24 protein-coding genes are annotated in these 24,134 nt (G+C 63.8%); 7 read left to right on the top strand and 17 right to left on the bottom strand.

Annotated features, from left to right (window positions below; genetic code table 11):
* Positions 1 to 39: 39 nt before the first annotated feature.
* Together ribB and aroC are read right to left on the bottom strand one after the other, a co-directional pair.
* Positions 40 to 1,236 carry a 3,4-dihydroxy-2-butanone-4-phosphate synthase gene (ribB, locus tag AB7F10_RS06385; protein ID WP_428559515.1) on the bottom strand — a complete coding sequence of 399 codons (1,197 nt, stop codon included), beginning with the start codon at positions 1,234 to 1,236 and terminating at the stop codon, positions 40 to 42.
* The gene (aroC, locus tag AB7F10_RS06380) at positions 1,158 to 2,291 is read right to left on the bottom strand and encodes a chorismate synthase (protein WP_428559517.1); all 1,134 of its coding nucleotides are present in this window, start codon (positions 2,289 to 2,291) and stop codon (positions 1,158 to 1,160) included. Before aroC ends, ribB begins: the two co-directional genes overlap by 79 nt.
* Before the next feature lie 355 nt (positions 2,292 to 2,646).
* Here aroC and AB7F10_RS06375 point away from each other — a divergent pair, with 355 nt between their 5' ends.
* Complete coding sequence (locus AB7F10_RS06375) at positions 2,647 to 3,228, top strand: hypothetical protein (protein ID WP_428559519.1); 582 nt, start codon at positions 2,647 to 2,649, stop codon at positions 3,226 to 3,228.
* Positions 3,229 to 3,331: 103 nt separating this feature from the next.
* Here the strand turns inward: AB7F10_RS06375 and fabI are convergent, their stop codons facing one another.
* Positions 3,332 to 4,159, bottom strand: coding sequence for an enoyl-ACP reductase FabI (gene fabI, locus AB7F10_RS06370; RefSeq protein ID WP_428559521.1), 828 nt, complete (start codon positions 4,157 to 4,159; stop codon positions 3,332 to 3,334).
* Positions 4,160 to 4,369: 210 nt separating this feature from the next.
* Between fabI and AB7F10_RS06365 the strand changes: the two genes are divergently transcribed.
* Positions 4,370 to 4,861, top strand: a complete 492-nt coding sequence (locus AB7F10_RS06365; protein ID WP_428559523.1) for a sigma-70 family RNA polymerase sigma factor — start codon at positions 4,370 to 4,372, stop codon at positions 4,859 to 4,861.
* 15 nt (positions 4,862 to 4,876) lie between these two features.
* Positions 4,877 to 5,659: an anti-sigma factor family protein gene (locus tag AB7F10_RS06360; RefSeq protein ID WP_428559525.1), complete on the top strand. Its 783-nt coding sequence runs from the start codon at positions 4,877 to 4,879 to the stop codon at positions 5,657 to 5,659.
* A gap of 20 nt (positions 5,660 to 5,679) precedes the next feature.
* Here AB7F10_RS06360 and AB7F10_RS06355 read toward each other — a convergent pair whose 3' ends face one another.
* Together AB7F10_RS06355 and AB7F10_RS06350 are read right to left on the bottom strand one after the other, a co-directional pair.
* Positions 5,680 to 6,696 carry a DnaJ C-terminal domain-containing protein gene (locus AB7F10_RS06355; RefSeq protein ID WP_428559527.1) on the bottom strand — a complete coding sequence of 339 codons (1,017 nt, stop codon included), beginning with the start codon at positions 6,694 to 6,696 and terminating at the stop codon, positions 5,680 to 5,682.
* Between the two features lie 138 nt (positions 6,697 to 6,834).
* Positions 6,835 to 7,278 (bottom strand): RT0821/Lpp0805 family surface protein, encoded by a 444-nt coding sequence (locus AB7F10_RS06350; protein ID WP_428559529.1) that lies wholly within the window; start codon positions 7,276 to 7,278, stop codon positions 6,835 to 6,837.
* A 90-nt stretch (positions 7,279 to 7,368) separates the two neighbouring features.
* On the opposite strand from AB7F10_RS06350, the gene pdxH reads away from it, so the two are divergent.
* Both pdxH and AB7F10_RS06340 read left to right on the top strand, forming a co-directional pair.
* Positions 7,369 to 8,010, top strand: coding sequence for a pyridoxamine 5'-phosphate oxidase (gene pdxH / locus AB7F10_RS06345; RefSeq protein WP_428559531.1), 642 nt, complete (start codon positions 7,369 to 7,371; stop codon positions 8,008 to 8,010).
* A 61-nt stretch (positions 8,011 to 8,071) separates the two neighbouring features.
* Complete coding sequence (locus AB7F10_RS06340) at positions 8,072 to 8,824, top strand: SDR family NAD(P)-dependent oxidoreductase (RefSeq protein WP_428559533.1); 753 nt, start codon at positions 8,072 to 8,074, stop codon at positions 8,822 to 8,824.
* Between the two features lie 130 nt (positions 8,825 to 8,954).
* Here the strand turns inward: AB7F10_RS06340 and AB7F10_RS06335 are convergent, their stop codons facing one another.
* From AB7F10_RS06335 to AB7F10_RS06290, 10 genes are all read right to left on the bottom strand, one after another.
* Entirely contained in the window at positions 8,955 to 10,757 is a 1,803-nt protein-coding gene (locus tag AB7F10_RS06335; RefSeq protein ID WP_428559535.1) for a hypothetical protein, read from the bottom strand.
* Positions 10,754 to 11,890: a DUF2272 domain-containing protein gene (locus tag AB7F10_RS06330; RefSeq protein WP_428559538.1), complete on the bottom strand. Its 1,137-nt coding sequence runs from the start codon at positions 11,888 to 11,890 to the stop codon at positions 10,754 to 10,756. The genes AB7F10_RS06335 and AB7F10_RS06330 overlap by 4 nt, the downstream gene beginning before the upstream one ends.
* Positions 11,891 to 11,974: 84 nt before the next feature.
* The gene (locus AB7F10_RS06325; protein WP_428559540.1) at positions 11,975 to 12,811 is read right to left on the bottom strand and encodes a division plane positioning ATPase MipZ; all 837 of its coding nucleotides are present in this window, start codon (positions 12,809 to 12,811) and stop codon (positions 11,975 to 11,977) included.
* An 88-nt stretch (positions 12,812 to 12,899) separates the two neighbouring features.
* Entirely contained in the window at positions 12,900 to 13,133 is a 234-nt protein-coding gene (locus AB7F10_RS06320) for a hypothetical protein (RefSeq protein ID WP_428559542.1), read from the bottom strand.
* Positions 13,134 to 13,845: 712 nt separating this feature from the next.
* Positions 13,846 to 14,511 carry a hypothetical protein gene (locus AB7F10_RS06315; RefSeq protein WP_428559545.1) on the bottom strand — a complete coding sequence of 222 codons (666 nt, stop codon included), beginning with the start codon at positions 14,509 to 14,511 and terminating at the stop codon, positions 13,846 to 13,848.
* A 180-nt stretch (positions 14,512 to 14,691) separates the two neighbouring features.
* Positions 14,692 to 15,873 (bottom strand): AAA family ATPase, encoded by a 1,182-nt coding sequence (locus AB7F10_RS06310; RefSeq protein ID WP_428559547.1) that lies wholly within the window; start codon positions 15,871 to 15,873, stop codon positions 14,692 to 14,694.
* Between the two features lie 180 nt (positions 15,874 to 16,053).
* Positions 16,054 to 17,001 carry an IS1595 family transposase gene (locus AB7F10_RS06305; RefSeq protein ID WP_428559550.1) on the bottom strand — a complete coding sequence of 316 codons (948 nt, stop codon included), beginning with the start codon at positions 16,999 to 17,001 and terminating at the stop codon, positions 16,054 to 16,056.
* Between the two features lie 179 nt (positions 17,002 to 17,180).
* On the bottom strand, positions 17,181 to 17,453 hold the full coding sequence (locus tag AB7F10_RS06300; RefSeq protein WP_428559552.1) for a hypothetical protein: 273 nt from the start codon (positions 17,451 to 17,453) through the stop codon (positions 17,181 to 17,183).
* A 128-nt stretch (positions 17,454 to 17,581) separates the two neighbouring features.
* Positions 17,582 to 18,556 carry a magnesium transporter CorA family protein gene (locus AB7F10_RS06295; RefSeq protein ID WP_428559554.1) on the bottom strand — a complete coding sequence of 325 codons (975 nt, stop codon included), beginning with the start codon at positions 18,554 to 18,556 and terminating at the stop codon, positions 17,582 to 17,584.
* Positions 18,557 to 18,727: 171 nt separating this feature from the next.
* Entirely contained in the window at positions 18,728 to 18,907 is a 180-nt protein-coding gene (locus AB7F10_RS06290; protein WP_428559556.1) for a hypothetical protein, read from the bottom strand.
* 443 nt (positions 18,908 to 19,350) lie between these two features.
* Between AB7F10_RS06290 and AB7F10_RS06285 the strand changes: the two genes are divergently transcribed.
* Complete coding sequence (locus tag AB7F10_RS06285) at positions 19,351 to 20,016, top strand: L,D-transpeptidase (RefSeq protein WP_428559558.1); 666 nt, start codon at positions 19,351 to 19,353, stop codon at positions 20,014 to 20,016.
* 244 nt (positions 20,017 to 20,260) lie between these two features.
* Here the strand turns inward: AB7F10_RS06285 and AB7F10_RS06280 are convergent, their stop codons facing one another.
* Together AB7F10_RS06280 and AB7F10_RS06275 are read right to left on the bottom strand one after the other, a co-directional pair.
* Positions 20,261 to 21,196: a metallophosphoesterase gene (locus tag AB7F10_RS06280; RefSeq protein ID WP_428559560.1), complete on the bottom strand. Its 936-nt coding sequence runs from the start codon at positions 21,194 to 21,196 to the stop codon at positions 20,261 to 20,263.
* Between the two features lie 79 nt (positions 21,197 to 21,275).
* Positions 21,276 to 22,190 (bottom strand): extensin family protein, encoded by a 915-nt coding sequence (locus AB7F10_RS06275; RefSeq protein WP_428559562.1) that lies wholly within the window; start codon positions 22,188 to 22,190, stop codon positions 21,276 to 21,278.
* A 130-nt stretch (positions 22,191 to 22,320) separates the two neighbouring features.
* Here AB7F10_RS06275 and AB7F10_RS06270 point away from each other — a divergent pair, with 130 nt between their 5' ends.
* A complete protein-coding gene (locus tag AB7F10_RS06270) occupies positions 22,321 to 23,958 on the top strand; it encodes a fatty-acid--CoA ligase (protein WP_428560029.1) in 1,638 nt (545 codons plus the stop codon).
* The last annotated feature ends 176 nt before the right edge of the window (positions 23,959 to 24,134 follow it).

Raw genomic sequence — 24,134 nt, 5'->3', positions numbered from 1 at the left:
ATGGTGGCATGCCGGTGTGGCGGGCGGAAGGCCGGGCTGTCAGCTATCCAGCGTCTCGTGGGAGGTAATTTCGATGCCGAAGCCACCAAGACCGACATAAGTACGGCGGCTTGTGGTCAAAAGCCGGATCGAGGAAATGCCGAGGTCCTTCAGAATCTGCGCACCGACGCCGATCTCGCGCCACTGCTGTGTGCGCGCCTGTTCGGTACCGGTTGCGCCTTCCTGCGGAATTTCGGCGACAGGGACACCGGCGGTGCCATCACGCAGATAAATGATGACGCCGCGGCCGTCGGTCTTGAAGCGTTGCAGCGCCGCGCGAATGGTGTGAGCGCCGCCGAACACATCGCCGATCACGTCGGCGCGGTGCAACCGGGCGAGCACATTCTCGCCGTCGCCGACGCGGCCGTAGACGAAGGCCATGTGGTGCACCTTGTCGAACGGCGTCACATAGGCATAGCCGTTGAGTTGTCCGATATCCGAGGCCAGCGTGAACTCGCCGACGCGCTCGACGAGCTTCTCGCGCGCCTGACGGTAGGCGATCAGATCCGCGATCGATAATTGCTGCAGCTTGTGGTCCGCGGCGAACTTCGAAACTTCCGGCCCGCGCATCACGGTGCCGTTCTCGTTCATCAGTTCCGCCAGTACGCCGACCGGCTCGAGACCGGCCAGCCGGCACAGGTCGACGCAAGCCTCGGTATGGCCGGTGCGCATCAGCACCCCGCCCTGCCGCGCAATCAGCGGAAACACATGGCCCGGCCGCACGAAGTCGCCCGGACCGGCGTTGTGGTTGGCCATCGCGCGCACGGTATTGCTGCGCTCTTCCGCCGAAATGCCGGTGGTGAGGCCGTGCTTGACGTCGACCGACACCGTGAAGGCGGTGCCGAGCGGCGCGTCGTTATGGGCGACCATCGGGTCGAGATGCAGCCGGCGCGCGTAATCGCCGGACACCGGCGCGCAGACGATGCCGGAGGTGTGGCGAATGATGAACGCCATCTTTTCCGGCGTGCAGGCGGAGGCGGCGACGAACAGGTCGCCCTCGTTCTCACGGTCATCATCGTCGGTCACCACGACCATTTCGCCGCGGGCGAAGGCGGCAACGACGGCATCGACGCGCTTGTGACTGTCGGACACGGGACAACGATCCTCGAAAAACGGTTTCAGACGGCCGGTTTCGGCCAGGCCGCCGGTTCGCCGACCTGGCCCCGGTGACGCAGATAGTGATCGGCCAGCACGCATGCCAGCATCGCCTCGCCGATCGGCACCGCGCGAATTCCGACGCAAGGGTCATGGCGGCCCTTGGTCATGACCTCGGTATCGTTGCCGTGGCTGTCGACCGTCTGGCGGGGCGTCAGGATCGACGAGGTCGGCTTCACCGCAAAACGCGCGACGATCAACTGGCCGGTCGAAATGCCGCCGAGAATGCCGCCCGCATGATTCGACAGGAACACCGGCTTGCCGTCGTTCCCCAGAGTCGGATCAGGTTTGCGCATCTCGTCGGCATTGTCCTCGCCGCTCATCGCGGCGGTGGCGAAGCCGTCGCCGATCTCGACACCCTTGACCGCATTGATGCCCATCAGCGCCGAGGCGATATCCGCATCGAGCTTGCCGTAGACCGGGGCGCCGAGCCCAGGCGGCACGCCATCCGCGACCACCTCGATCACTGCGCCGACCGACGAGCCCGACTTGCGCACGCCGTCGAGATAGCCTTCGAAGAATTTCGCCTGCTCGGCGTCGGGGCAGAAAAACGGATTGCGATCGACCTCGCGCCAGTCCCAGCGCGAGCGATCGATCTTGTGCGGGCCCATCTGGACGAGCGCGGCGCGCACCACGAGACCCGGCACCACCTTGCGCGCCACCGCGCCGGCCGCGACGCGCGCCGCGGTTTCGCGCGCCGACGCACGGCCGCCGCCACGATAGTCGTGCAGGCCGTATTTGATGTCGTAGGTGTAACCGGCGTGGCCGGGCCGGTACTTGTCCTTGATGTCCGAATAGTCCTTCGAACGCTGATCGACATTCTCGATCAGCAACGCGATCGGCGTTCCGGTCGTCACCTGCTGGCCGGTCGCCTCGTCGGTGAAAACCCCGGACAGGATCTTCACCGCATCGGGCTCCTGCCGCTGCGTCGTGAAGCGCGACTGTCCCGGGCGGCGCCGGTCGAGATCGCGCTGGATGTCCTCGACGGTCAGCGGGATGCGCGGCGGACAGCCGTCGACCACGCAGCCGATAGCGGGCCCGTGGCTTTCGCCGAAGCTGGTGAACCGGAAAAGCTGGCCGAAAGTATTGAAGGACATGGAGGTTCTGCTGTTGGTCCGTCTGGTAGCCCGCGCGCCGGATACCGTCAAATAACCCGCGGCGAAAGCCCGTCCGACCGGAAGGCATGAGCTCAGGCGGCACCACGGTCCCGCCCCGACACAGCCGCCTGAACGTTTATTCAGGTCGCTGAACGCCGGTTAATGAATAGCTGAATGCGCGTTAAGCCACCGAAATATAACGAGAATTTCCGTTTTTACCATTGCGGGGTGCGGCAACTTGCCGTATCCGGATTCCGCTCTGACAGGAGCGGTGAAAGGCCGGGCAACCGTCGCCGTCAACCGGACAGATGATCTGTCGTTCCTGCCGGTTCATTGGATCCAACGAGGGCTTACCATGCTCAAGATCACTGCGATCGCTGCGGCGCTCGGCTTCCTCGCCTTCACGACCCTGCCGGCCACCTCGGCCCCGGTCGTCAACGGCGTCGTGAAGACCGACCTTTCGGCCGCGAAAAAGAAGAAGGCGAAAGCCAAGAAGAAGATGGAAAAGAAGTCCGAGCTGACCTCGGACCTCTCGGCTGCCAAGAAGAAGAAGGCCAAGGCCAAGAAGATGAAGAAGTCCGAACTGACTTCCGACCTCTCGGCCGCCAAGAAGAAGAAGGCCAAGGCCAAGAAGATGAAGAAGTCCGAACTGACTTCCGACCTCTCGGCTGCCAAGAAGAAAAAGGCCAAGGCCAAGAAGATGAAGAAGTCCGAACTGACTTCCGACCTCTCGGCCGCCAAGAAGAAGAAGGCCAAGGCCAAGAAGATGAAGAAGTCCGAGCTGACCTCGGACCTCTCGGCCGCCAAGAAGAAGAAGGCCAAGGCCAAGAAGATGAAGAAGTCCGAGCTGACCTCGGACCTCTCGGCCGCCAAGAAGAAGAAGGCCAAGGCCAAGAAGATGAAGAAGTCGGAAGTGATCTACCAGATCGCTGCCTGATTTCCCTTCGACGGAATGAGCGCCCCGCAGGCGCTGCAACGGCCGGACCTCAGGTCCGGCCGTTTTGCTTGAAGCAAGGCAGCGACGTGCGGTAACGGCCCTGCTAGTCGCCGTTATTGCCGTTGACCGCGATATCCGGCGCGTCGGGATGCTTCATGCCGACGATGTGATAGCCGGCATCGACATGCTGGACCTCGCCGGTCACGCCGCGCGACATGTCGGACAACAGATAAACCGCCGAGGAACCGACCTCTTCGATCGAGACCGAGCGGCGCAGCGGTGCGTTGTGCTCGTTCCATTTCAAAATGTAGCGGAAGTCGCCGATGCCGGAGGCGGCGAGCGTCTTGATCGGACCCGACGAGATCGCGTTGACGCGGATGTTCTTCACGCCGAGATCGGCCGCCATGTAACGGACCGACGCTTCGAGCGCCGCCTTGGCGACGCCCATCACGTTGTAATGCGGCAGCCATTTTTCGGCGCCGTAATAGCTGAGCGTGAGGATCGAGCCGCCGTTGGTCATCAGCTTTTCGGCGCGCTGCGTCACCGCGGTGAGCGAGTAGCAGCTCACCAGCAGGGTGCGGCTGAAATTCTCCTGCGTGGTATCGACATAGCGGCCGGTCAGCTGGTCCCGGTCGGAAAAGGCGACCGCATGAACGAGGAAGTCGAGCGAGCCCCAGGTCTTGCCGATGGTCTCGAAAATCGCGTCGATGGTCGCGGGATCGGTGACATCGCAGTGGCCGAGGATCGAGGCGCCGATCTCCTGCGCGAGCGGCTCGACCCGCTTCTTCAGCGCGTCGCTCTGATAGGTCAGCGCAAGCTCGGCGCCCTGCTCGCGGCACGCCCTGGCGATGCCCCAGGCGATCGAGCGCTGGTTGGCAACCCCGAGAATCAGGCCACGCTTGCCTTTGAGCAATCCCGGCGAGTCCGGCATTAACTTTCTCCACCGTGCCGGATCGAATCCGGCCGCTCCCTATGGCATAGGGCCGGGGCGGCCAGCAAGCGAAGCCTGCCGGAAAACCCCCGGTTAACGGGGGCTTTTGGGAATAACGTGAATGCCCCGGTGTTGTTCAGCGTACAACGAGGCTGTTCCGTCCGCGGAACCCGGTGACAGGGCGGACGGCGCTGGATGGTAAACAGGCCGATGCCGAGCTTTGGTCAGAATGTCGAGGCGACGATCCCGGCGCTGCGCCGCTACGCGCGGGCGCTGACGCGCAATGCCGACATTGCCGACGATCTCGTGCAGGACACCCTGGTGCGCGCGCTGCGCTCGGAACATCTGTTCCACGGCGGCGACATCAGAAGCTGGCTCTACACCATCCTGACCAACCTCAACCGCAACCGCCTGCGCACGCTGGCGCGGCGGCCGATCCTGTCGCCGATCGAGGATAACGACGCGCCCGACATGGCGGGGCCGGAATCAGGCGCCCGCGACATCGAGCGGGCGTTGGCCACGCTGGTCGAGGAGCAGCGCTCGGCGCTGCTGCTCGTCGTGCTCGAAGGGTTGTCCTACCGCGAGGTCGCCGAAGTCCAGGGCGTACCGATCGGAACCGTGATGTCGCGTCTGGCGCGTGCCCGCAGCCAGATCAAATCCTATCTCGACGGCGAGCGCCCGGCGCTGCGCCGCGTGAAATGAGGCGAAGGTGGAACAATGGCTCCCGACAATTCACCCGTAACCGAGGATGAACTCCACGCCTATGTGGACGGCGAACTGCCGGCCGACCGCATCGACGCGGTGACCGCATGGCTATCGACCCATGCGGAAGCCGCCGCGCTGGTGACGGCATGGCGCGCGCAGGCCGATGCGATCCGCGCCCGCTATGGATCGGTCGGCGATGAGCCGGTGCCGCAGCGGCTGAAGGTGGACCGCCTGTTGCAGCGCGGCCGGTCGTGGACCGCGATCGCCGCCGCGGCCTGCATCGGCGCTTTCGTCATCGGCGGCACCGCCGGCTGGTTCGCGCATGGCGCGACCGCGGCTTCGCGAAACGGCATCGCCGCACTGACGATGGAGGCGCTCGACGCGCACAAGCTTTACGTCGTCGAGGTCCGTCATGCGGTCGAGGTGAATGGCAACGAGAAGCCGCACATCACCACCTGGCTGTCGAAGCGGCTCGGCTATCGGCTTCTGGTGCCCGACCTGCAGGACTTCGGATTGAAGCTGGTCGGCGGCCGGCTGCTGCCGGGCGCGACCGGAGCCGCGGCCTTCTACATGTACGAGAATGCGGCGGGCGAACGCTTCACGATGTATTGCGCCAAGGCGACGACGCCGGCTTCCGCCCTGCACTACAAGGGCGAGGGCAATGTCGCGGCGTTCTACTGGGTCGACAAGGATGTCGCCTATGTGGTGAGCGGCCCGGCCGATCGCGCCAAGCTCGAGAAGATCACGCGGGCGATCTACGATCAGGTCGAGAAGGCGGACGTGCGCAAGCTGTAAGCGCGTCTACTTACGATCCGTTATTTCAGATCCTTGCGCGGATCGTAAGGCTTGGTGTCGCGCCACTTCTGCATCAGCTCGGTCAGCGCGTCGTCGCCGCCCTCCGGCAGCACGATGCGCACGGTGGCGAGCAGATCGCCGTGGCCGGCCTTGGCGCCACCCTTGCGCTTCAGCCCCTTGCCCTTGAGACGGAATGTACGGCCCGCATTGGTCTTCGGCGGGATCGCAAGCTCGACCGCGCCGTCGAGCGTCGGCACCCGCACCTTGCCGCCAAGCACGGCCTCATAGAGCGTCACCGGCAGATCGAGCCGCAGGTCGTCGCCGTCGACCGTGAAGAACGGATGCCTCGCCACCGTGACGGTGATCAGCACGTCGCCGGCGCCGCCCGGCCCCGGCATGCCCTGCCCCTTGAGCCTGATCTGCTGACCGCTCGACAGACCCGCCGGAATCTTGACTTCGAGATCCTTGCCGTTCGGCAGATGCACGCGGCGGCTGCCGCCCTTTGCCGCTTCGTCGAGCGAGATGGTGACCGAGGCCGCGACGTCCTGCCCGGACGGCGCACCGCCGAAATCCTGGGTCTCGAAATGCTCGCGCTGACCCGCGCCAGCCGCGCCGCCACGCGCGCCGCCGAACATGCTGCGCAGCACATCTTCGAACGCGCCGCCGCCGAAGCCCGGACCGCCTGAGCTGTGGCGTTCGCGCTGGAACCCGCTCGGACCCCAGGTGAAGGATTCAAACTGCGAGTCGTGCGGACCGCCCGCGCCTGCGCCTGCACCGGGCCGCGCGCCAAAGCCTTCGAAGCCGCGGAAGCGCGGCTTGCCTTCGGCATCGATCTCGCCGCGGTCGAATGCCTTGCGCTTGTCGCCTTCGCCGAGAATTTCGTAGGCAGAATTCAGTTCGGCAAAGCGCGACGCCGCCTTCGGATCCGACTTGTTGGCGTCCGGGTGCAGCTTCTTCGCAAGCTTGCGATAGGCCGATTTGACCTCGGCCTCGCTCGCAGTCTTCGACACCCCCAGAACGTCGTAGGGGTCACGCATTCAGGCCTTCTCCGGTTAAGCCCCAGAACGAAATCACGACGAGCCGCCCGCGCGGCGACTCGTCATACTGCCGTGAATGTGGGGGGACAGAGCGCGCGATGCAACGTGGCGGGCGCGAAAGCGGGCCGGAAAGGCGGTTCAGGACCGCTTCCAGGGCTTCATATTGCGGATTTCCCAGCGGCCGCGGTTCTCCTTGCAGGCTTCGCCCTGCAGCCAGGATTCGATGCCGGAGAACACATAGCTCGCCAGGAAGTCGCGGCAGGTCGAGCCGTTATGGGTATAGGCGGTGGCGAGCGGGGTGACGGTTCCGCGCGCGCCGGTCTTCGGGTTTTCCCACGGCAGGCTGGTGTCCTTGCCGCCGCGCGTCAGCACCTCCTGGGCCGCCGCGCGCGTGTAGACGAGATCGTGTTCCGGCGGCAGCGCCTCGGCCGGCTTGGCGCCGGGCGGCGGGGTGATCGAGGCGGTGTTGGCCGGCTCGCTCGTCTCCTTGCCGAACAGCGTATCGAGCTGCCACGACAGGCTGCAACCGCCGCAGGCGAAACCGAGCGCCAGCACGCCGGCGAGCGGCGCCCGACGCGCCATCGACCGCCATAGGCGCAACCTCACCGCTGGACTATAAAGACGCGGCCGGCCGATACCGGTGACAAGACCGTCCAAGAAAGCGTGCTCCGAATGTCCCAACCCGGACCGATTGAACACCCAAGTTGGTTAACGACTGGTGATTTCACGCAGGCCGAAGAGCCTTTCGCGCTGTTTTCCGCCTGGCTGAAGGAGGCCGCCGCCTCCGAGCCGCGCGACCCGACCGCCATGACCGTGGCGACGATCGATTCCGACGGCCTGCCGAACGCCCGGATCGTGCTTCTCAAGGGCGTCGATGCCCAAGGATTCGTTTTCTACACGAACACCACCAGCCAAAAGGGGCGCGAGTTGGGCGCGGCGAAGACCGCCGCCCTCGTCTTCTACTGGAAGTCGCTGAACCGGCAGATCCGCGTCCGCGGCGCCGTCGAGACGGTGACGCCGGCCGAGGCCGACGCCTATTTCGCCAGCCGCCCGCGCGGCGCGCAGATCGGCGCATGGGCGAGCCTGCAGTCGCAACCGCTCGAGAGCCGCAAGGTGTTCGAACAGGCGGTTGCCGACTACACCGCGAAATTCGGCGACGCGCCGGTACCGCGGCCACCGCATTGGTCGGGCTATCGCGTGGTGCCGAAGCAGATCGAGTTCTGGCAGGATCGTCCGTTCCGCCTGCATGACAGGATCGTGTTTGCGCGCGATGCGGGCGACAAACCTTGGCGCAAGACGCGGCTCTATCCTTGAGATAGCATCCGGCCGCACGACATTGACTCCCACTCTGTAATCGTTCGAAAGAGCACGGCCAATGCCGACGACCGCCAGCAATCAACCGCGCCGCACGCTGCTCCTCACCGGCGCAAGCCGCGGCATCGGCCACGCAACCGTGAAACGTTTCTCCGCCGCGGGCTGGCGCGTCATCACCTGCTCGCGCCATCCCTTCCCGGAAAATTGTCCGTGGGAAGCCGGCCCCGAAGATCACATCCAGGTCGATCTCGGCAACGTCGCCAACACCGAAGAAGCAATCGACGAAATCAAGCGGCGGCTCGAAGGCCACGAGTTGCATGCGCTCGTGAACAACGCGGCGATCTCGCCGAAGGCGGAGGGCGGCAAACGCCTCGGTTCGCTCGAGACCACGGTGGACGACTGGCACCGCGTGTTTCAGGTCAACTTCTTTGCGCCGATCATGCTGGCGCGCGGACTGGTCGAGGAGCTCGCTCACACCAAGGGTTCGGTGGTGAACGTGACCTCGATCGCCGGCTCGCGCGTGCATCCGTTCGCCGGCACGGCTTACGCGACGTCGAAAGCGGCGCTCGCCGCGCTGACCCGCGAGATGGCCGCCGATTTCGGCCGGCTCGGCATCCGCGTCAACGCCATCGCGCCCGGCGAGATCGACACCGCGATCCTGTCACCGGGCACCGAGAAGATCGTCGAGCAGATTCCGCTGCAGCGGCTCGGCACGCCCGACGAGGTCGCCAAGATCATCTACGTGCTGTGCACGGAGACCGGCTCCTACGTGAACGGCGCCGAGATCCACATCAACGGCGGCCAGCACGTTTAGGTCGTTGCCAGAATAACGACGGGCAAGCCACTTTCACTGTCATGCCCCGCGTAGGCGGGGCATCCAGTAAACTACTGACAATCAGCGTGTACTGGATCGCCCGCCTTCGCGGGCGATGACATAAAGCGGCTCACGGCCGCGGCGGACGCCGCCGCTCGTGGAACCAGGGCCGGTATTGCGCCATCTTCGCGCGCTGCGCGGACGGCGCATGCGCCCGGCAGGTCGAGGCTTCCTGGCTGTTGGCCGGCGCCGCCCAGCGCAACTCGGCGCAGTCATTCGGATTGTAGGCCATCTCCAGCGCCTGCGCGCGATCGACCACATCCTTCAGCGTCAGCGTCCACTGCGAGCCGTCGCTGCGCGGATAGGAGAATTTGCGTGTCGCGAGTTCCTGCAACAGCACGTCCTGCAACTGCGCCTTGACGTCGGACGCGCTGCGGCCCGCCGGCATCGCGTAGCGGTCGGTGCGCCGCGCGACGCGCTCCGGGAAATGCGTCACCACGTCGAGCGCGATCAGGATGCGCAGGTCGCGCGCGGGCGTGGAGAAGTCCTCCCACGCGCCGGTCGTCTCGAAGATCGCCGCGCCGTTCGGCATCGATATCTCGCCCTTGGCGCGCGCCTGATATTTGCGGCCGTTCTCGACCGAATTGACGCGGGTGCGCACCTGCTCCTCGAACGAGGTGATCGCCTCCTTCATCGCGCCGAGCGGATCGAGCGGCGACGGCGACATCACATCGTCCATCTTGTCGTAGAAATCCTCGACCGACAGTTTGGTCTGCTCGAGCGAGAAGTCGCCATAGTCGGGGCTTTTGGCGATCTCATCGTTGGAAAGCGGACGCAGGCGCCCGGAGCGATCGCGCACGATCGGGCGGAACCGCTTGAAGCCGGGGCTGCCGAGCGCAGCGTCCTGCGCGAACAGGAAGTTGCCGCGCCAGAAGCGCTTGCGGGCCACGGTGCCGTCCGGCTGGCCGTCCACCGCGAGAAACACGCCGGCGGTGCTCTCGGTCTGCGGCACTCGGCGCGTCAGCATCAGGATGTGGCCGTATGGATCGGCATAGATGGTGCCGGGCCGCAGCGTCTCCTGCGACAGCGGCACGGGATAATAGTCGGTCTTGTTGCTCGCGGCCGGCGTGCGGCCGGTGCCGGAATGCACAACGTCGGCAAGCTTGCGCGTGAAGGAGCCGAACGAGGCTGCGAGATTCGACGAGGCCGGCGCATCGGTCTGGATGCTGTCCCACGCGAAACACTGCGGCGGCTTGCCGCCGCCGCCGCGCGAGCATTTCGAATAGCCGAACGGCAGGCCCATCTTGAAGGCGAAATAGGCGCGCAGGAAATACGGCAGGTCGGCGCAGTCGGGCCGCAGCGTGATCTTCATGCGGTCTTCGCCGAGGCCGAGATGATCGAACAGGAAATTGCGCGAGGCGTCGCGCAGGCCGACATGCAGCGCCGGCCACGACAAATCCTGATCGAGCGGCGCGTCGAACAGTTTCTCGACCCAGGCCGAGAACAGGTTTTCGGTGGCGCGGCTCCAGTTCTGCCGCACCGGCCAGACGCTGCCGGCGGCCCCGCCCGGAGACGCCGGCTTGCCGGCGGCGACCGCGATGGTCCAGCCCGCGACCGGGCAGCCGCCGCGCGTGAGCTTTGCCTGCCAGTTGCCGGCGGCGGGCGACTTCACCTCGGCATACCAGACATAAGGAATGCCGGCGTAGCGGCGCGGCGCGGTGACGGCAACGCTGCCGTCCGGCGCGATCAGCGCCAGCTCGCCGTCGGCCGGCTTTTCCAGCGCGACGACGACGCGCAGCGGCGCGCCGTGCCACGGCGCGACGGGCGAGGCCAGCACCGCGATCTCCGCGTTGCTTTCACAGGTCTGCGCCTGCGACGCCACCGGCAGCGCGACCGCGCAGAGCGCAACGAGCAGAGCGAGCGAACGATTCATCGCGCGTCCTTTCCTGACCGGACCTGCAACAGCACGAACCAGTTTTTGTCGTTGAGCGAGCAATTGCCATGCGGCATGGACGCGCGCTGCGCGCCAGATGTGTCCTGCGGTTTCGGCAGGTTCCAATGACCGTTACCCTCGCAGCGGCCCTGCGCGGCCGAGAATTTCATGTCGGCGCGCAGGTTGAGTTTTCGCGCCGTCACCGCCTGCTCGACATTGCCGCTGACGGTGTAGAGCTTTCGCGCCGGAGCGTCGATAAAGGCCACCACCTCGCAATGCGTCGCGCGCACCGTATAGCCGAGCGGCCCGCCGGCGAGTTCACCGACGATGCGGTCGCGCACCGCGCGGTCGCTCGCGCCGTCGAGCTTGCGGTCGCGCTGACGGCAGACGATGTCGCCGGGGCGCGGCACCGTCGTCTCCAGCGGACAGGCGCGGTAGAGATGCGCATCGTCCTTGCCTTCGACCTCGGCGCTGCTGGTCGCGAAGGCGTCGTAGATGTAGCCCCAATGCGCGTTGGAGAAGCGGAACGTCTTGTCGGCGGCGCCAGCCTTGCGCACGACATAACTGACGAAGGCGGCCGACCACGGCGTGTCGATGATAGCGAGCCGCCACGCCGCCTCGCGCAGCACCTCGCGGGTTTCGGGATCCGGCTCGTTCTCCGCCGCCTGGAGGAGCCGCGCCGTGGTGGTGCGGATCAGCGGCGCTTCGGTGGCGCCATCGCCTGTGGTCACGGCATCGCCGAAGCCGAGCACTTCGAGCTTCGACGGGGCGTCCTTGCCGTAGAGAGCCTGCCAGTATTGCATCACCCGCCACCAGGCGAGACTGCCGACCTTGCTTTGCATCTGCGCGGTCGGGCGAAGCGATTGCTCGGCCTCGGTCTGGCCGAAACCGACCAGACGGCCGTCGGCGTCGATGCGGTGACCGTCGAAGCGGTGGAACTCGTCGAGCGCGACAGCCGCGACGCGCGCGCCGATCTCGCCGGAAGGCTGCGCGGCGGTCGCGTCGCAACGCGCCTGCACGGCCTTCCAGAACGCCGCCGTGCCGCCGCCGGACTGCGCCATGACGGGAGAGACGATGGCCCCGCACATAGCCGCGCAAGACGCCGCGACGACAAGACACCCAACGGCGCGCATTCAGACCCTCTCCGCGCCCCCAACAGGCACGGCCGCCAGTATAGCCCGGCCGCGAGGCCGGGCCACCCTGGCGGAAAACGCCGGTTATGCGACGCTGGCGATCTGCCGGTCCGCGTCGTTGGCGGCGACGCCCGGCCGGCCGAGCAGGATCGCCGTGATGAGGCTTTCGATCTCGAGCCGCGCGGTGGCGTGCGACATGGTCGGCCGTGTCGCCAGCGTCTTCTCGTCGAAGTCATCGAGCGCGGTCAGCCCGCGCGGGAAGAATTCGCGGAAGATCATGCGCTCGGCGAGCCCCTCGACCAGCGTGAAATCGAGCGTCCGCGACAGGTCGGCGAGCGCCGCGCCCATCAGCTTCCTGTTGCGCGTGGTGCCGAAACTCGACAGCCGGTTGCGCAGCACGATCCAGTCGAGCGGCGCCTCGCCGGCGTGACGCCGCCGCGACCGCACCTCCGCGACCATCGCCGCATAGTGGCTCACATCACCGACCGCGAAGGTTTCCGGATCGACATCGGCGAACACCGCGAGATCGACGAAGCTGTCGTTCAGCGGCGTCACCAGCGTGGTCGCGAGCGAATGGGCGATGCGGCCGGCGGCCGCGTCATGGCCGGGCGTGTCGATGACGATGGTGCTGCAGGTGGAGGACAGCCGACCGATGGCGTCGGTGAGCGCCGCGCCGGCATCCGTGTCGGACAGGTTGTCGAGGCAAAGATGCTCGGGCAGCCCGAGATCGCGGCCGATCAATTCGCCCCAGCGCCGCCGGTTTTCGACATATTGCGTGAAACTCTGTTGCCGCGGATCGAGATCGATGCTGCCGACACGCTCGCCGGCCTTCGTCAAGGCGACCGTGACATGCATGGCGATGGTCGATTTTCCGGAGCCGCCCTTCTCGTTGGCGACAACGACGATACGGGGAGTACGCACGGAACCTGATACCGACGGAATCATGGGCGCGCCCTTCTTCTGGTTGGGTTGTTGCAGCGATAGCGATGATTCGGATCGTGAATGCAGTTCACTTGATTCGCGGAATCCGCGCCAGCATCGATCGTTCGAAAATTTTTCCGCGGCCGGATTTTTTCAATGTGACGTTGCCGCGATGCCGCAGTGACTGCGGCAGATTGACTCGATGCGAGGCGGCAATGACTCGATTATGCGCGCGATGACTCAAAATCCGGCAGCGCTTGCCTCTCGCGATAAAGATTCTGAATCGACGATCAACAATACGAATGTGCATCGTCCTTTGCATGGAAGCATCCGAAACTCCCGTTCATTCCCGCGCAAGCGGGAATCCATATGGACCCCCGCTTACGCGGGGGTGAGCGGAGAACGGATGTGCGCGGTCGCCCGCATTTTTTAACGGCGCCGGATACGCCGACTTCCCATTCCCCTCGCCCCGTAACCCTTCACGAAGAAGGGCGCGCGGAACGCCGGACGTTTCACCGCGTCCACGGCCCTGCGTGCGAAAGCAAAAGCACACAGGCAAAGTCACCGCAGCCGCCGGAACCATCCGGCGTCCCGCGCGCGGTGTTGGAGAGCCTCGTCCCTGCACGCCCCGGCGGGGGAGCGTTATACCCGCCGCTGTGCCGGCCGCCTGCCGGCTGGGAAAGCGCAGGGCTTCGCGCCCTGTCTGCCGCCGCCCGCGCTTCGTCTTGCGCGCAACGACGGCCACCGCGTGCCGGCTTGGCGCTTGCGCCATTCCGGCCTCGCACGAACAGCGGGCGAGCCGCCGTCCGGCGAGCCCGCCCCGCGAACCGTGACGATCGCGATTGCGCCCCTTGTCGATGGGCGGGATGACTAGGATTTAATTCCCAATTATATACTTGACAAAGCGGGCGCCATACAAGTAACATATTGAAAATGTTTAGTTTTTTTGCCTCAGTTGAGCACTTCTACATGCCGTGATTCAAAGAGCGTCATGCGCGAGATAAGCAAGCAGCGGCAGTATGACGAAGCCACGCTTACGGCGATGGCCGAGGTTTTCCGCGACTGGGCCGACGATCCTTTAAACCGGCTTTCTTTGGAGGCTGGGGCTTACGGGGACGTTGATACTTTGGTTCGATCTCTCGAACAGACGTCACGCAAATTTCTTCAACCTCATCAGGCGTGAGTTTCGAGAGTATCCGATAAATTTTTTCTATATTCCTCATCCATGTTTCTGCGAACATGGCCACCATACTGGCTTCCATCCGCCAATGGTCAGTGTCGGTAGGATAGTAAACGATTTCATGTTTTTTGCGGGCGATGCTTCGAGCAAATTGCCAGTATAATTCGCCGTCTTTTGGGCCGCCCACTCCTGTAGGCTGGGCGTGAGCAAGAACATTTCTAGCTGTATCACTATATTCCCGAACTCTTGCGAGAATGTAGCGAACATCTTCGACAATCTCGCTCGGCAACGCTTTTTCCCACATGCTGAGGGCAGAGCTGAGGATATCGAGCTTCGCTTTCGTGGTAAGGTTTGCATAGATGCAAGCAGCAAGAGTCGGGTCAGTTTTTAGAAGCACCGGGAATGCCGCATCAAGCTCGCGTTCAAGTACACCCCACGCGATGAAAAAATCGCCGATCGCACGCCCAAATTCGCGAGAAACTTCTGGATACCAGAACTTCCAAGGCTCGTCGTCACCCATGACAAAATCCAAGCAAGAAACCGGATTCAAAAAAACGCTGCGAAATATGTTGCGCGGTAAGCCGGCGACTAACAAGGATGTCGCTGCGAGAAGTCAGAGTCCAGATAGATTTGCTTCGCTGGGTAAAAGCCTTCGACACGGCTCGACAACAAAAGATTCTCCGCGCGGGAAAACTGGCCGCTAGGCCTTACGCGGCATCGCTCGTTTCATGAATTGATCAAACAAAGGCACCGTAAATTCCGTATCGCCATGCGAGGGCGAATAAATCATGCCTTTTTTTATTAGGTTGCTGCGCGTCGGAGCCACGCTAGCTGTTTTGACTTTCAACTCGTAGGCAATATCGCCAGACCGATGCGAACCTGCGCCTAGTTCGGCCAGCGCGCGCATGTACTTCTTTTCGGAAGGAGTGCACCGATCAAATCGTACTTTGAAAAAACTGCCGTCCAACACGGCAATTGCATTGTTATGCGCCGCCAAAACGTCTTTCGCTTCTATCGTAGCTCCCTCGGCAATGTTCCAAGCTTCGTGCGCCCACTGTTGCAAAAAATATGGATATTGTTCCGTGACTTTTAGAATTTGTTCGACGGCGCCACGCTCAAACGTAACGCCCTCCGCTTTCGCAGGATTGACGATTGCGTTTCGCGCGTCCAAAGCGTGTAGCGCGCCGATGGAAGGAAACGAAAATAAACGCTCCGCGTAGGATTTTGAGTTTCCGGCAAGGCCGATAATTTGCGGAAGTCCGGCTCCAACTAGGACGACAGGTAGCGACTGCTGATTAATTTGATGAATAGCCATGATCAGCGCGCTAAATTCTTTCGTGCTTAAATACTGAAGTTCGTCAATCAAAAAGATGACGGCTTTTTTTGAAGCGCGCGCCGCCTCGCCAAGTGCAATAAACAGCCGTGGCAAATCGTCCTCGAGATCGCCGCTATCAGCAGCGCCTGGTTCTGCGCTGATTGAAAGGCCAATCTCTACATCATTGATGACAACCTTCGCGCCGTTGACGAAGCTCTGAAACACCCGAAGTCCGCGTCGCGCTTTCTCCTTTGCGTTTTCAATCAAACTCATTTTCAGCAGGGCTTGTCGTATACCAGGAACTAAAAGCTCCGGCAGACTCTTGCCCTCGTGCGCTTCAATTGAAATCGTGTGAAAGCCTTCGCGCTCGGCGATGTCCTTGATTTTGACAAGCAAGACTGTTTTGCCGACGCCGCGCAGCCCAACGAGAATTGGGCTCTGGACCGGTTTAAGAAGTTGGCACCGGCGCAACGCCACTTCGGCGTTGTTGATGAGATCGGCTCGTCCGGCTAGTTCCGGCGGTGGACTGCCAGCGCCGGGCGCGTAGGGATTCCGAACGGGATCCATCGTTACCAACCCAATTTAGCCATTTATAGCTAAAAGCTGATAATGATGGCTAACTTTGCTTGATTCAACCTCGCCTCATTACCACAACCGCTGCACCAATTCACGCTGCGCTGCGGCGGCTACCGCTTCTTTTTGCGACGCCAGCGCAAGAAGCGACCGGCCTGCTTGCTGAAATCGGGCTTAATGAGTCGGCCGGTACGTCAGCCGCTTGCCAACTGAATTACGGATGGCAGCGGCCGCACGTTCCCCATCGGTAAAGCCGAGGGCGGCGCGGTGATTGTAGCGGAAGTCGAATTCCGCGAGGTAGCGGTGCAGGTGCTTCTCAGCACAGTGCTGATAGACGCCCTTCATGCCGCGCTTGAAGATTGAGAAGTAGCCTTCCGCGGTATTCGTGTGCACGTCGCCGCGAACATACTCTTTCGCAGAGTGCTTCACGGTCTCATGTGAAGCAAAGTGAGCCTCGGCGCCGGTGTAGAGACGGCTTTCATCGGTGTGCAGTCGAGACTCGCGGGCAATGTTATCAACCACGATCTTCTGCACCGTCACTTTATCAGCCACGGCAACATGGAACGTGCGGACGCGACCGCCGCGCTCGATAAGAGCAACGATAGCGCGCTTGTCAGCGGGACCAGACTTGCCGCCCTTGGTGGGCTTCGGAATACGACCACGCGAACGGGGGCGAGGCTTGGCAACCTTGCCGTGGTAGGTTTCATCGGCTTCCACGATCTTGCCGGTGCCACCGAGAGGTTCCAAGCCTTCCTCGCGCATGGACTCGCGGATGCGGTGGCACATGAACCAAGCGGTCTTGTACGTCACGCCGAGCATGCGGTGGATTTGGTGAGCGGAGACACCCTTCTTGCCTGAATTGAGCAGGAAGATCGCGGCGAGCCACTTGTTGAGAGGGATTTTGGACCGCTCATAGACGGTGCCAACCGTAACGGTGAACTGGTCGCGGCACTCGGCGCACTGGTAGAGGCCCGCACGATGCTTGCGGCCTTCAAGAGCGGTGATCTTGGTCTGATCGACGTTGCCGCAGTGAGGGCAAACGGGACCGTTAGGCCAGCGTTCGCGCTCCATGAAGGCGCGGGCCTCGTCGGCGTCCTGAAAGATGGTGTCGGTCAGTTTCATCGGTTGCCCCTTTGATTTGGCGATTCTGGCCGAACCGGGGCTGCTTTGTCAAGTATATAATTGGGATTTAATTCCTTGAACGGATTTTGTCAAGGCGATTTGCCGTCGCGCAGACGGCGACATACGCAACAAAAAGGCCGCCTCGCGGCGGCCTTCGGAGTCCATGAGGCGGGAAAGACTCAGCGCCAGCCCGCCTGCCTGTCGCAGGCGCGGCGGGCGGCCGGATTGGCCTTTTCCCACTGCGTGATCGAGCGTGTCTCGTTGTCGTCCATCTTCTCGTTCATGCAGACGCAATAGGCGCGCACGATCGCGGGAGTCGCGCCCTTCTCGTTCTTGTTGTCGTCGATGCACTGATTGACCCACTTCATGTCGTCCGCGTTCATTTTCTGCGCGAAGGACGAAGCCGGCAGGAACACAGCAGCGGCGACGACGGCGGCAACAAGAGTTTTCACAACAAATCCCCCAAAGTCCCGTGAGTGGGACGGCCGACCCTAGCCGAGCCCGTGGCGCAAGGCGCGTAAATTTTACGATTATCGGGAGGGCGACATTCCCAATTCGCGCAGCCGGCATGCCGGCGCGGTCAAATCCACTTCTTCCACTTGAAGATGAGGTAGGGCACCACGGCGGCGAGCACCATCAGCACGAGCGCGAAGGGATAGCCGTAATCCCATTCCAGCTCGATCATGTTCTTGTGAAAATTCATGCCGTAGATCGAGGCCACCAGCGTCGGCGGCATGAACACCACCGCGGCGATCGAGAAGATCTTGATGATGTCGTTCTGCTGGATGCTGACGATGCCCAGGAGCGCGTCGAGCAGGAAGGTCACCTTGTTGGAAATGTAGGTGGCATGGTCCGACAGCGAGCCGACGTCGCGCACCATCGTCTTGAGCTGCGCGCGGGTGTCCTTGGCCCAGCGCATGTTCTCCGCTTCGTTCGACAGGAACAGGAGAAGCCGCGCGATCGAGACCTGGCTCTCGCGCACTTTTGAGGTCAGGTCGCCTTTGCGCCCCAGCGCCTTGAGAATGTCGTCATAGGGCGGCTGCTCGACGTCCTCGTCGGGCTCGAAGATGGTGTGCGAGATCTGGTCGACCTCGGCGCCGATGCGCTCGAGAATGTCGGCGGTGCGGTCGATGATGGCGTCCAGCAAATCCATCAGCACCTGCTCGCCCTTGATGCCGGCCGGGCACGAGCGCGCGAGCTTGTGCTCGATGATGACGAAGGGCCGCGGCTCGTCGTAGCGCACGGTGACGAGACGGTGCTTGGCGAGGATGAAGGTGACCGGCGTCGTCTTCGGTGAGGCGGTGTCGGACTGGCACATCAGCGTCGCCGTCATGTAGCGGCCGCCGTTCTCGACATAGAGACGGCTCGACACCTCGATCTCCTGCATCTCCTCGCGCGTCGGGATGGCGACACCGAGCAGATCCTCGACGGTCTTGTCTTCCGGAACGGTCGGGGAAATCAGGTCCACCCAGATGGCGGAGTCCGGCAGCGGCGCGCCGGGTTCGACCGCAACGCGCTCAAGCGAGGTGCCGTTGGGAACATAGACGGACAACATGCGGGATCACCGGCTCGACCGGGCCTTCTTTGGCCCGGATGCATCCGGCCCGCAACAGTTTAAATCAAAGACACAAGGGAGGCCGCGTCGCGCGCGCCGACCGCGCCGGCTTGTCCTTCAACCTCCCGCCAGGTCTCCCTCCCGCTTCGGGACGACAAATCCCCTTCGGGACTATTCGTCTTCGTCGCGGCCGGACGATACCGACGGCCGGGCCGGATTGCGCTGGCAGTCACCCTGATAGCGAATCGCGGCGGCCACTGCCGAGATGCCGATTTCGGCATAACGCTCGTCGAGTTCCGGACCTTTGCCGCGTCGGCCTGAGCCGGCATCCGCGGTCTTCGTCGCTTGCATTTCGGGCCTCTAACTTTGGTGCTTCCTCACGACGACACCCTTAGCCGAGGAGCGCGGCGAAAATGCGCTCCGTCCCTGCGATTTCGCGACCTTTGGTAAAAACGGCAAGGTGTTACCGGCCGCGCGGATGATCGCCGCGACACGAGCGGTAGGACGGTTATGGTAAACCCCTGCTTAACGTCTTTGGGGCAACACTGCGGGCCGGGTGGCTCGGCGGTTCGGCGCACCCTTCCGGCCTGAGACATTCCTGCAACACATCCACAGGAAGCCGGTCCGGACCCCTGGAAACCGTGGCAAATGAGAGGCTTTTTCGGTTAATTCGCTGGCAGGATTCCGGCCGCAATGCGGTTCTCGGGGCGTCATCGGCCAGGCCGCCGGTCAAAAAAACCGTCGACACGGCCACGCGAAACGACCGGATAAAGCGACAAAAACAAGAGGCAACGATGGGACTTCGGGGTGTCGTTTTCGTTCTGATCGGTCTGACGCTGGGTGGCTGCATGCAGGGCACGCTGGAGCCCGCATCCGAGGCCAACCTGAAACCGCGCGACAAGCAGCTGCTCGCCCGCGCGCCTTATGGCGACGTCAATATTCCCGAGCCGTACAAGCGGCACATCGTCAGCTATCACCGCAAGGAAGCGCCCGGCTCGATCGTGGTCGATTCCGATGCGCGCTATCTCTACTATGTGCTCGATAACGGCAAGGCGATCCGCTACGGCATCACCGTCGGCGAGGAAGCCCTCGCCTTCACCGGCGTCGCCAAGGTCGGCCGCAAGGAAGAATGGCCGAGCTGGACGCCGACCGCGGACATCAAGAAACGTATGGACGTGCCGAACTTCGTCGGCGGCGGCCCGCACAATCCGCTCGGCGCGCGCGCGATGTACCTCTATGAAGGAAACCGCGACACGCTCTATCGCATCCACGGCACCAACCAGCCGGAATATATCGGCCAGGCGATTTCCTCGGGCTGCATCCGCATGACCAACGAGGACGTCATCGACCTCTACAACCGGGTGAAGCCGGGCGCGGTGGTCGTGGTGCTGGCGCCGAACCAGGGCGACTCGCCGTTCAACCCGACGCGCAAGATCGCGTCGATGCGGCCGGGCCTCTGAGCCGAACGAGATTTGAGATTACAGCGGCGCCGGAGCAATCCGGCGCCGTTTTGTTTTGAATGGATGCGCATGCGACTTCTTCACCTCCCCCTGGAGGGGGGAGGTCGATCGCGCGACAGCGCGATCGGGAGGGGGTGGATCGCAAGCATCCACAACAGCACCCGCGATTTAATTGTTTGGATGTCACCCCACCCCGGCTCGCTTTGCTCGCCGACCCTCCCCCTCCAGGGGAGGGTAAGGCAGATCACGCGCCCAACGTCACGCGCACCACTTCCGGCGGCACGCCGAGGCGCAGCGGCACCTTGCTGGTGCCGAGACCGCCGGACACGATCAGATGGCGGTTGGTCTCGACGACATGGCCATAGGCGTAGCGCGCGCCGTAGCGCGACGGCACCCAGCGGTGCCACAGGCCGGGCACGCGGATCTGTCCGCCATGGGTGTGACCGGCGAGCGTGAGCGCCACGCGGTCCGGCACCTCGGGGAAAATATCCGGCTCATGGACGAGCAGGATGACCGGATCGTCCGTGCGCACGCGCGCCAGCGTGCCCGGCAGATCATCGACGCCGCGGAACTTGTTGTGGCCGAGCCGGTAGGCGATCTGGTCGCCGAGCCCGGCGAGCCAGAACCGGTTGCCGGCGGGACCGAGCGGCACCGCGCCGTTTTCCATCAGCGGGATGCGCACGTCAGCCAGTGCCTTGCGCACGCCGGCGACGTCGTACCACCAGTCATGATTGCCGAGGATGGCGTGGACGCCGAGCGGCGCCTTCAGCCGCGCCAACTCGCCGGCCCAGGCGGCATGCGGCACGCGCGCGGTGACGAAAGGATGCGTGGCGAAGAAATCGCCGAGCAGCACGACGAGATCGCAGCCAAGCTTGTTGGTGGTGTCGACCACCTGCGCCACACGCTCGACGCCCATGTTGGGGCCGCCGGCATGAAGATCGGCGATGACGGCGATCGAGAGTTTGCGCCCCGCCGGCCAGCGCGGCGGAACGGGACGATAATCGGTGACGACGAGATCGAACGCAGCTTCGGCCGCCGCATAGGCCCCGGTGCCGCCGCCCGCGAGACCGGCAAGTCCCGCAAGGCCGAAGCCGGTTTTCAGAACGGCGCGTCGCGACAGGCGCGGCGATTTGGGCGCCGGCTGGCGGACGAAAGCGGCTTCGCTGCGGGAGATCGACATGGGTGCTTCTTTGGAAGCCCCGTTATAGCGGCCGGCATGGCGCAAATCGGGCGGGCCTTCGAAAAACCTGCCGTCATCGTTACCGGCGCCGCAACCGCTTGCCGGAATGTTCCGGAATGGCCGGTTTGGGCGGCGGCAACGGCACGGCGGCGGGCGCGGTAGCCGCCGGGGCGGAGGTGTTCGGCGTGACCGCCGCGACCACCGGCTTCGGCTCCTTCACCACCCAGTGGCAGATCTTGTAGTTGTTGTGCCGCTCGGCGGCATCCACATGGATATGCTCCTCGTGATAGCCGTCCGATCCGGGACCGAGCACGGTGGCGAAACGCTCGCAGGCGCTCTTGCGGATCGCCTCGCGCAGCGGCCGGCTCTCCTTGATGCTCGTCGGGTCGATGGTCGAGCCGTCGGCACGCACGAAGGCGCGGATGTCGAGTGCGTTGCCCTTGCCATGCTCGCTCACCTTCACATTGGCGCCGAACACGCGATTGCGCGGCCGGCACTCATAGGAATTGTAGGCGACCACCTTCTTGATCTCGCTGCCGATCGCACCGGGCAGTTCGTCACGCAGCCAGGCGGCGAGCGAGACCGCCATCGTGCAGCGCAGCTCGGCGGCCGGCGCGATCTCGACCTCGCGGCCGTCCGGCATCCGCACCGCCTTGAGGCGAACCATGTCCGGCGAGCCGCACATGTCCGGTCCAGTGACGAGCGCGATCGATTCGACCACCGCGACCTTCTGCACCTCGACCAGACAGCGCGACGGCTCGTTCACCAGATGATCGTCGGGCACGAAGATCGCCCTGGGGCCGTACTTCAATCGCAACTCGATCGGCGGCCGTGCTTCCGGCAGCGGGATGCGGCCCGTGATGGCGGGAACGTCGGAGCGCGGCACGGGTTCCGCCCATGCAAAGCCGCCGCACGCGGCAACCGCCAGCGCCGCCGCAACACCCGCCCTCATCGCCATCGCACCCGCCATTGCGCTCACTACGATTGTCACCATTACGGCATTTTCGCGCTGGCCGCACTGCAACAACTCGGATCGCTTGCCGCCGTTGCACCCCGCCACGGAGCCGCTAACCTAGAGCAAACAAAGAATAAACGGTGGGGACGCTTTTGAGAGGACAATGCCGATGCTCGGACTGATGCAGGACTGGCCGCTGCTGCTCCACCGCATCATCGACCATGCCGCGATCTACCACGGCACGCGGCCGGTGATCACCCGCTCGGTCGAAGGCCCGATCGTCGAAACCAATTACGCGGAGATCCGCGCCCGCGCGCTCAAGGTCGCGCAGCGGCTCGAACGCGACGGCGTCAAACTGGGAGACCGGGTGGCGACGCTCGCCTGGAACACCTGGCGGCACCTCGAATGCTGGTACGGCATCCTCGGCACCGGCGCGGTCTACCACACCGTCAACCCGCGGCTGTTTCCCGACCAGATCGTCTGGATCATCAACCACGCCGAAGACAAGGTGATGATGCTCGATCTCACCTTCGTGCCGCTGATGGAAAAGCTCGCCGACAAGCTGCCGACCATCGAGCGCTACATCATCCTGACCGACGCCGCGCATATGCCGCAGACCACGCTCAAGAACGCGGTGGCTTACGAAGACTGGATCGCGGAGGCCGACGGCGATTTCGCCTGGAAGCAGTTCGACGAAAATACCGCGGCCGGCATGTGCTACACCTCCGGCACCACCGGCGATCCCAAGGGCGTACTCTATTCGCACCGCTCCAACACGCTGCACGCCTTCATGGCGGCGCTGCCGGATTCCAAGAACCTCTCCGCCACCGATGTCTGCCTGCCGGTGGTGCCGTTCTTCCACGCCAACGGCTGGTCGCTCGCCTTCTCGACGCCGATGGTCGGCGCCTCGCTGGTGCTGCCAGGCGCCAAGATGGACGGCGCCTCGATCTACGAACTGCTCGACACCTACAAGGTCAGCTTCACCGCCGCGGTGCCGACGGTGTGGCTGATGCTGCTGCAGGATCTCGAAAAGACAGGCGCAAAACTCCCGCACCTCAAGCGCGTGGTGATCGGCGGCTCGGCCTGCCCGCGCGCCATGGCAAAGACATTCGAGGAAAAATACGACGTCGAGGTGGTGCATGCCTGGGGCATGACCGAGATGAGTCCGCTCGGCTCGCTCTGCACCATGAAGCCGGAATATGCGGCGCTGACCGGCGACGCGCGGCTCGATATCCAGCAGAAGCAGGGCCATCCGCCGTTCGGCGTGGAAATGAAGATCACCGACGACGAAGGCAAGCGGCTCGCCTGGGACGGCAAGGTGTTCGGCCGCCTCAAGGTGCGCGGGCCGGCGGTGGCGAAGGCCTACTTCAAGAACAAGGACAACATTCTCGACGCCGAGGGCTTCTTCGACACCGGCGACGTCGCGACCATCGACCAGTACGGCTACATGCAGGTGACCGACCGCGCCAAGGACGTCATCAAGTCCGGCGGCGAATGGATTTCCTCGATCGACCTCGAAAACCTTGCGGTCGGCCATCCCAAGGTGGCGGAGGCCGCGGTGATCGGCATCGCGCACCCGAAATGGGATGAGCGGCCGCTCCTTGTCATCGTTCTGAAGAAGGGCGAGACCGCGACCAAGGACGACATTCTCGGTTTCATGCAGGGCAAGGTCGCCAAATGGTGGCTGCCGGACGACGTCGCGTTCGTCGAGGACATTCCGCACACCGCGACCGGCAAGATCCAGAAGACCACGCTGCGCAAGCAGTTCCGCGACTACCGGCTGCCGACCGTCGAGGCGGCAGAATAGGCCAAAAAATCGCACGGAGCCCCGGAACCAACCGGGAAGGCCCGCGTTATTCCGGCACGTTCGCGGCGGGTGACAACCGGCCGCAATGGGGACGTCGGACGCAGTCGATTTTGCCGGTTTCTAACTGCGACATCAGCGCATCGGTACGCGCCGCCGTCTAACCCATTCCCGCCGCG

The organism is Pseudolabrys sp. (assembly GCF_050250095.1).
GTDB lineage: Bacteria > Pseudomonadota > Alphaproteobacteria > Rhizobiales > Xanthobacteraceae > Pseudolabrys.
The sequence above is the reverse complement of the archived record's forward strand: the minus strand, read 5'-3'. Positions and strand labels throughout refer to the sequence as shown.

Excerpts from the sequence above, each read along its gene's own strand:
- ribB (WP_428559515.1), bottom strand. The coding sequence starts at position 1,236 with ATGCGTGCTGGCCGATCACTATCTGCGTCACCGGGGCCAGGTCGGCGA.
- aroC (WP_428559517.1), bottom strand. The coding sequence starts at position 2,291 with ATGTCCTTCAATACTTTCGGCCAGCTTTTCCGGTTCACCAGCTTCGGC.
- AB7F10_RS06375 (WP_428559519.1), top strand. The coding sequence starts at position 2,647 with ATGCTCAAGATCACTGCGATCGCTGCGGCGCTCGGCTTCCTCGCCTTC.
- fabI (WP_428559521.1), bottom strand. The coding sequence starts at position 4,159 with ATGCCGGACTCGCCGGGATTGCTCAAAGGCAAGCGTGGCCTGATTCTC.
- AB7F10_RS06365 (WP_428559523.1), top strand. The coding sequence starts at position 4,370 with ATGCCGAGCTTTGGTCAGAATGTCGAGGCGACGATCCCGGCGCTGCGC.
- AB7F10_RS06360 (WP_428559525.1), top strand. The coding sequence starts at position 4,877 with ATGGCTCCCGACAATTCACCCGTAACCGAGGATGAACTCCACGCCTAT.
- AB7F10_RS06355 (WP_428559527.1), bottom strand. The coding sequence starts at position 6,696 with ATGCGTGACCCCTACGACGTTCTGGGGGTGTCGAAGACTGCGAGCGAG.
- AB7F10_RS06350 (WP_428559529.1), bottom strand. The coding sequence starts at position 7,278 with ATGGCGCGTCGGGCGCCGCTCGCCGGCGTGCTGGCGCTCGGTTTCGCC.
- pdxH (WP_428559531.1), top strand. The coding sequence starts at position 7,369 with ATGTCCCAACCCGGACCGATTGAACACCCAAGTTGGTTAACGACTGGT.
- AB7F10_RS06340 (WP_428559533.1), top strand. The coding sequence starts at position 8,072 with ATGCCGACGACCGCCAGCAATCAACCGCGCCGCACGCTGCTCCTCACC.
- AB7F10_RS06335 (WP_428559535.1), bottom strand. The coding sequence starts at position 10,757 with ATGAATCGTTCGCTCGCTCTGCTCGTTGCGCTCTGCGCGGTCGCGCTG.
- AB7F10_RS06330 (WP_428559538.1), bottom strand. The coding sequence starts at position 11,890 with ATGCGCGCCGTTGGGTGTCTTGTCGTCGCGGCGTCTTGCGCGGCTATG.
- AB7F10_RS06320 (WP_428559542.1), bottom strand. The coding sequence starts at position 13,133 with ATGCAAAGGACGATGCACATTCGTATTGTTGATCGTCGATTCAGAATC.
- AB7F10_RS06315 (WP_428559545.1), bottom strand. The coding sequence starts at position 14,511 with ATGGGTGACGACGAGCCTTGGAAGTTCTGGTATCCAGAAGTTTCTCGC.
- AB7F10_RS06310 (WP_428559547.1), bottom strand. The coding sequence starts at position 15,873 with ATGGATCCCGTTCGGAATCCCTACGCGCCCGGCGCTGGCAGTCCACCG.
- AB7F10_RS06305 (WP_428559550.1), bottom strand. The coding sequence starts at position 17,001 with ATGAAACTGACCGACACCATCTTTCAGGACGCCGACGAGGCCCGCGCC.
- AB7F10_RS06295 (WP_428559554.1), bottom strand. The coding sequence starts at position 18,556 with ATGTTGTCCGTCTATGTTCCCAACGGCACCTCGCTTGAGCGCGTTGCG.
- AB7F10_RS06290 (WP_428559556.1), bottom strand. The coding sequence starts at position 18,907 with ATGCAAGCGACGAAGACCGCGGATGCCGGCTCAGGCCGACGCGGCAAA.
- AB7F10_RS06285 (WP_428559558.1), top strand. The coding sequence starts at position 19,351 with ATGGGACTTCGGGGTGTCGTTTTCGTTCTGATCGGTCTGACGCTGGGT.
- AB7F10_RS06280 (WP_428559560.1), bottom strand. The coding sequence starts at position 21,196 with ATGTCGATCTCCCGCAGCGAAGCCGCTTTCGTCCGCCAGCCGGCGCCC.
- AB7F10_RS06275 (WP_428559562.1), bottom strand. The coding sequence starts at position 22,190 with ATGGTGACAATCGTAGTGAGCGCAATGGCGGGTGCGATGGCGATGAGG.
- AB7F10_RS06270 (WP_428560029.1), top strand. The coding sequence starts at position 22,321 with ATGCTCGGACTGATGCAGGACTGGCCGCTGCTGCTCCACCGCATCATC.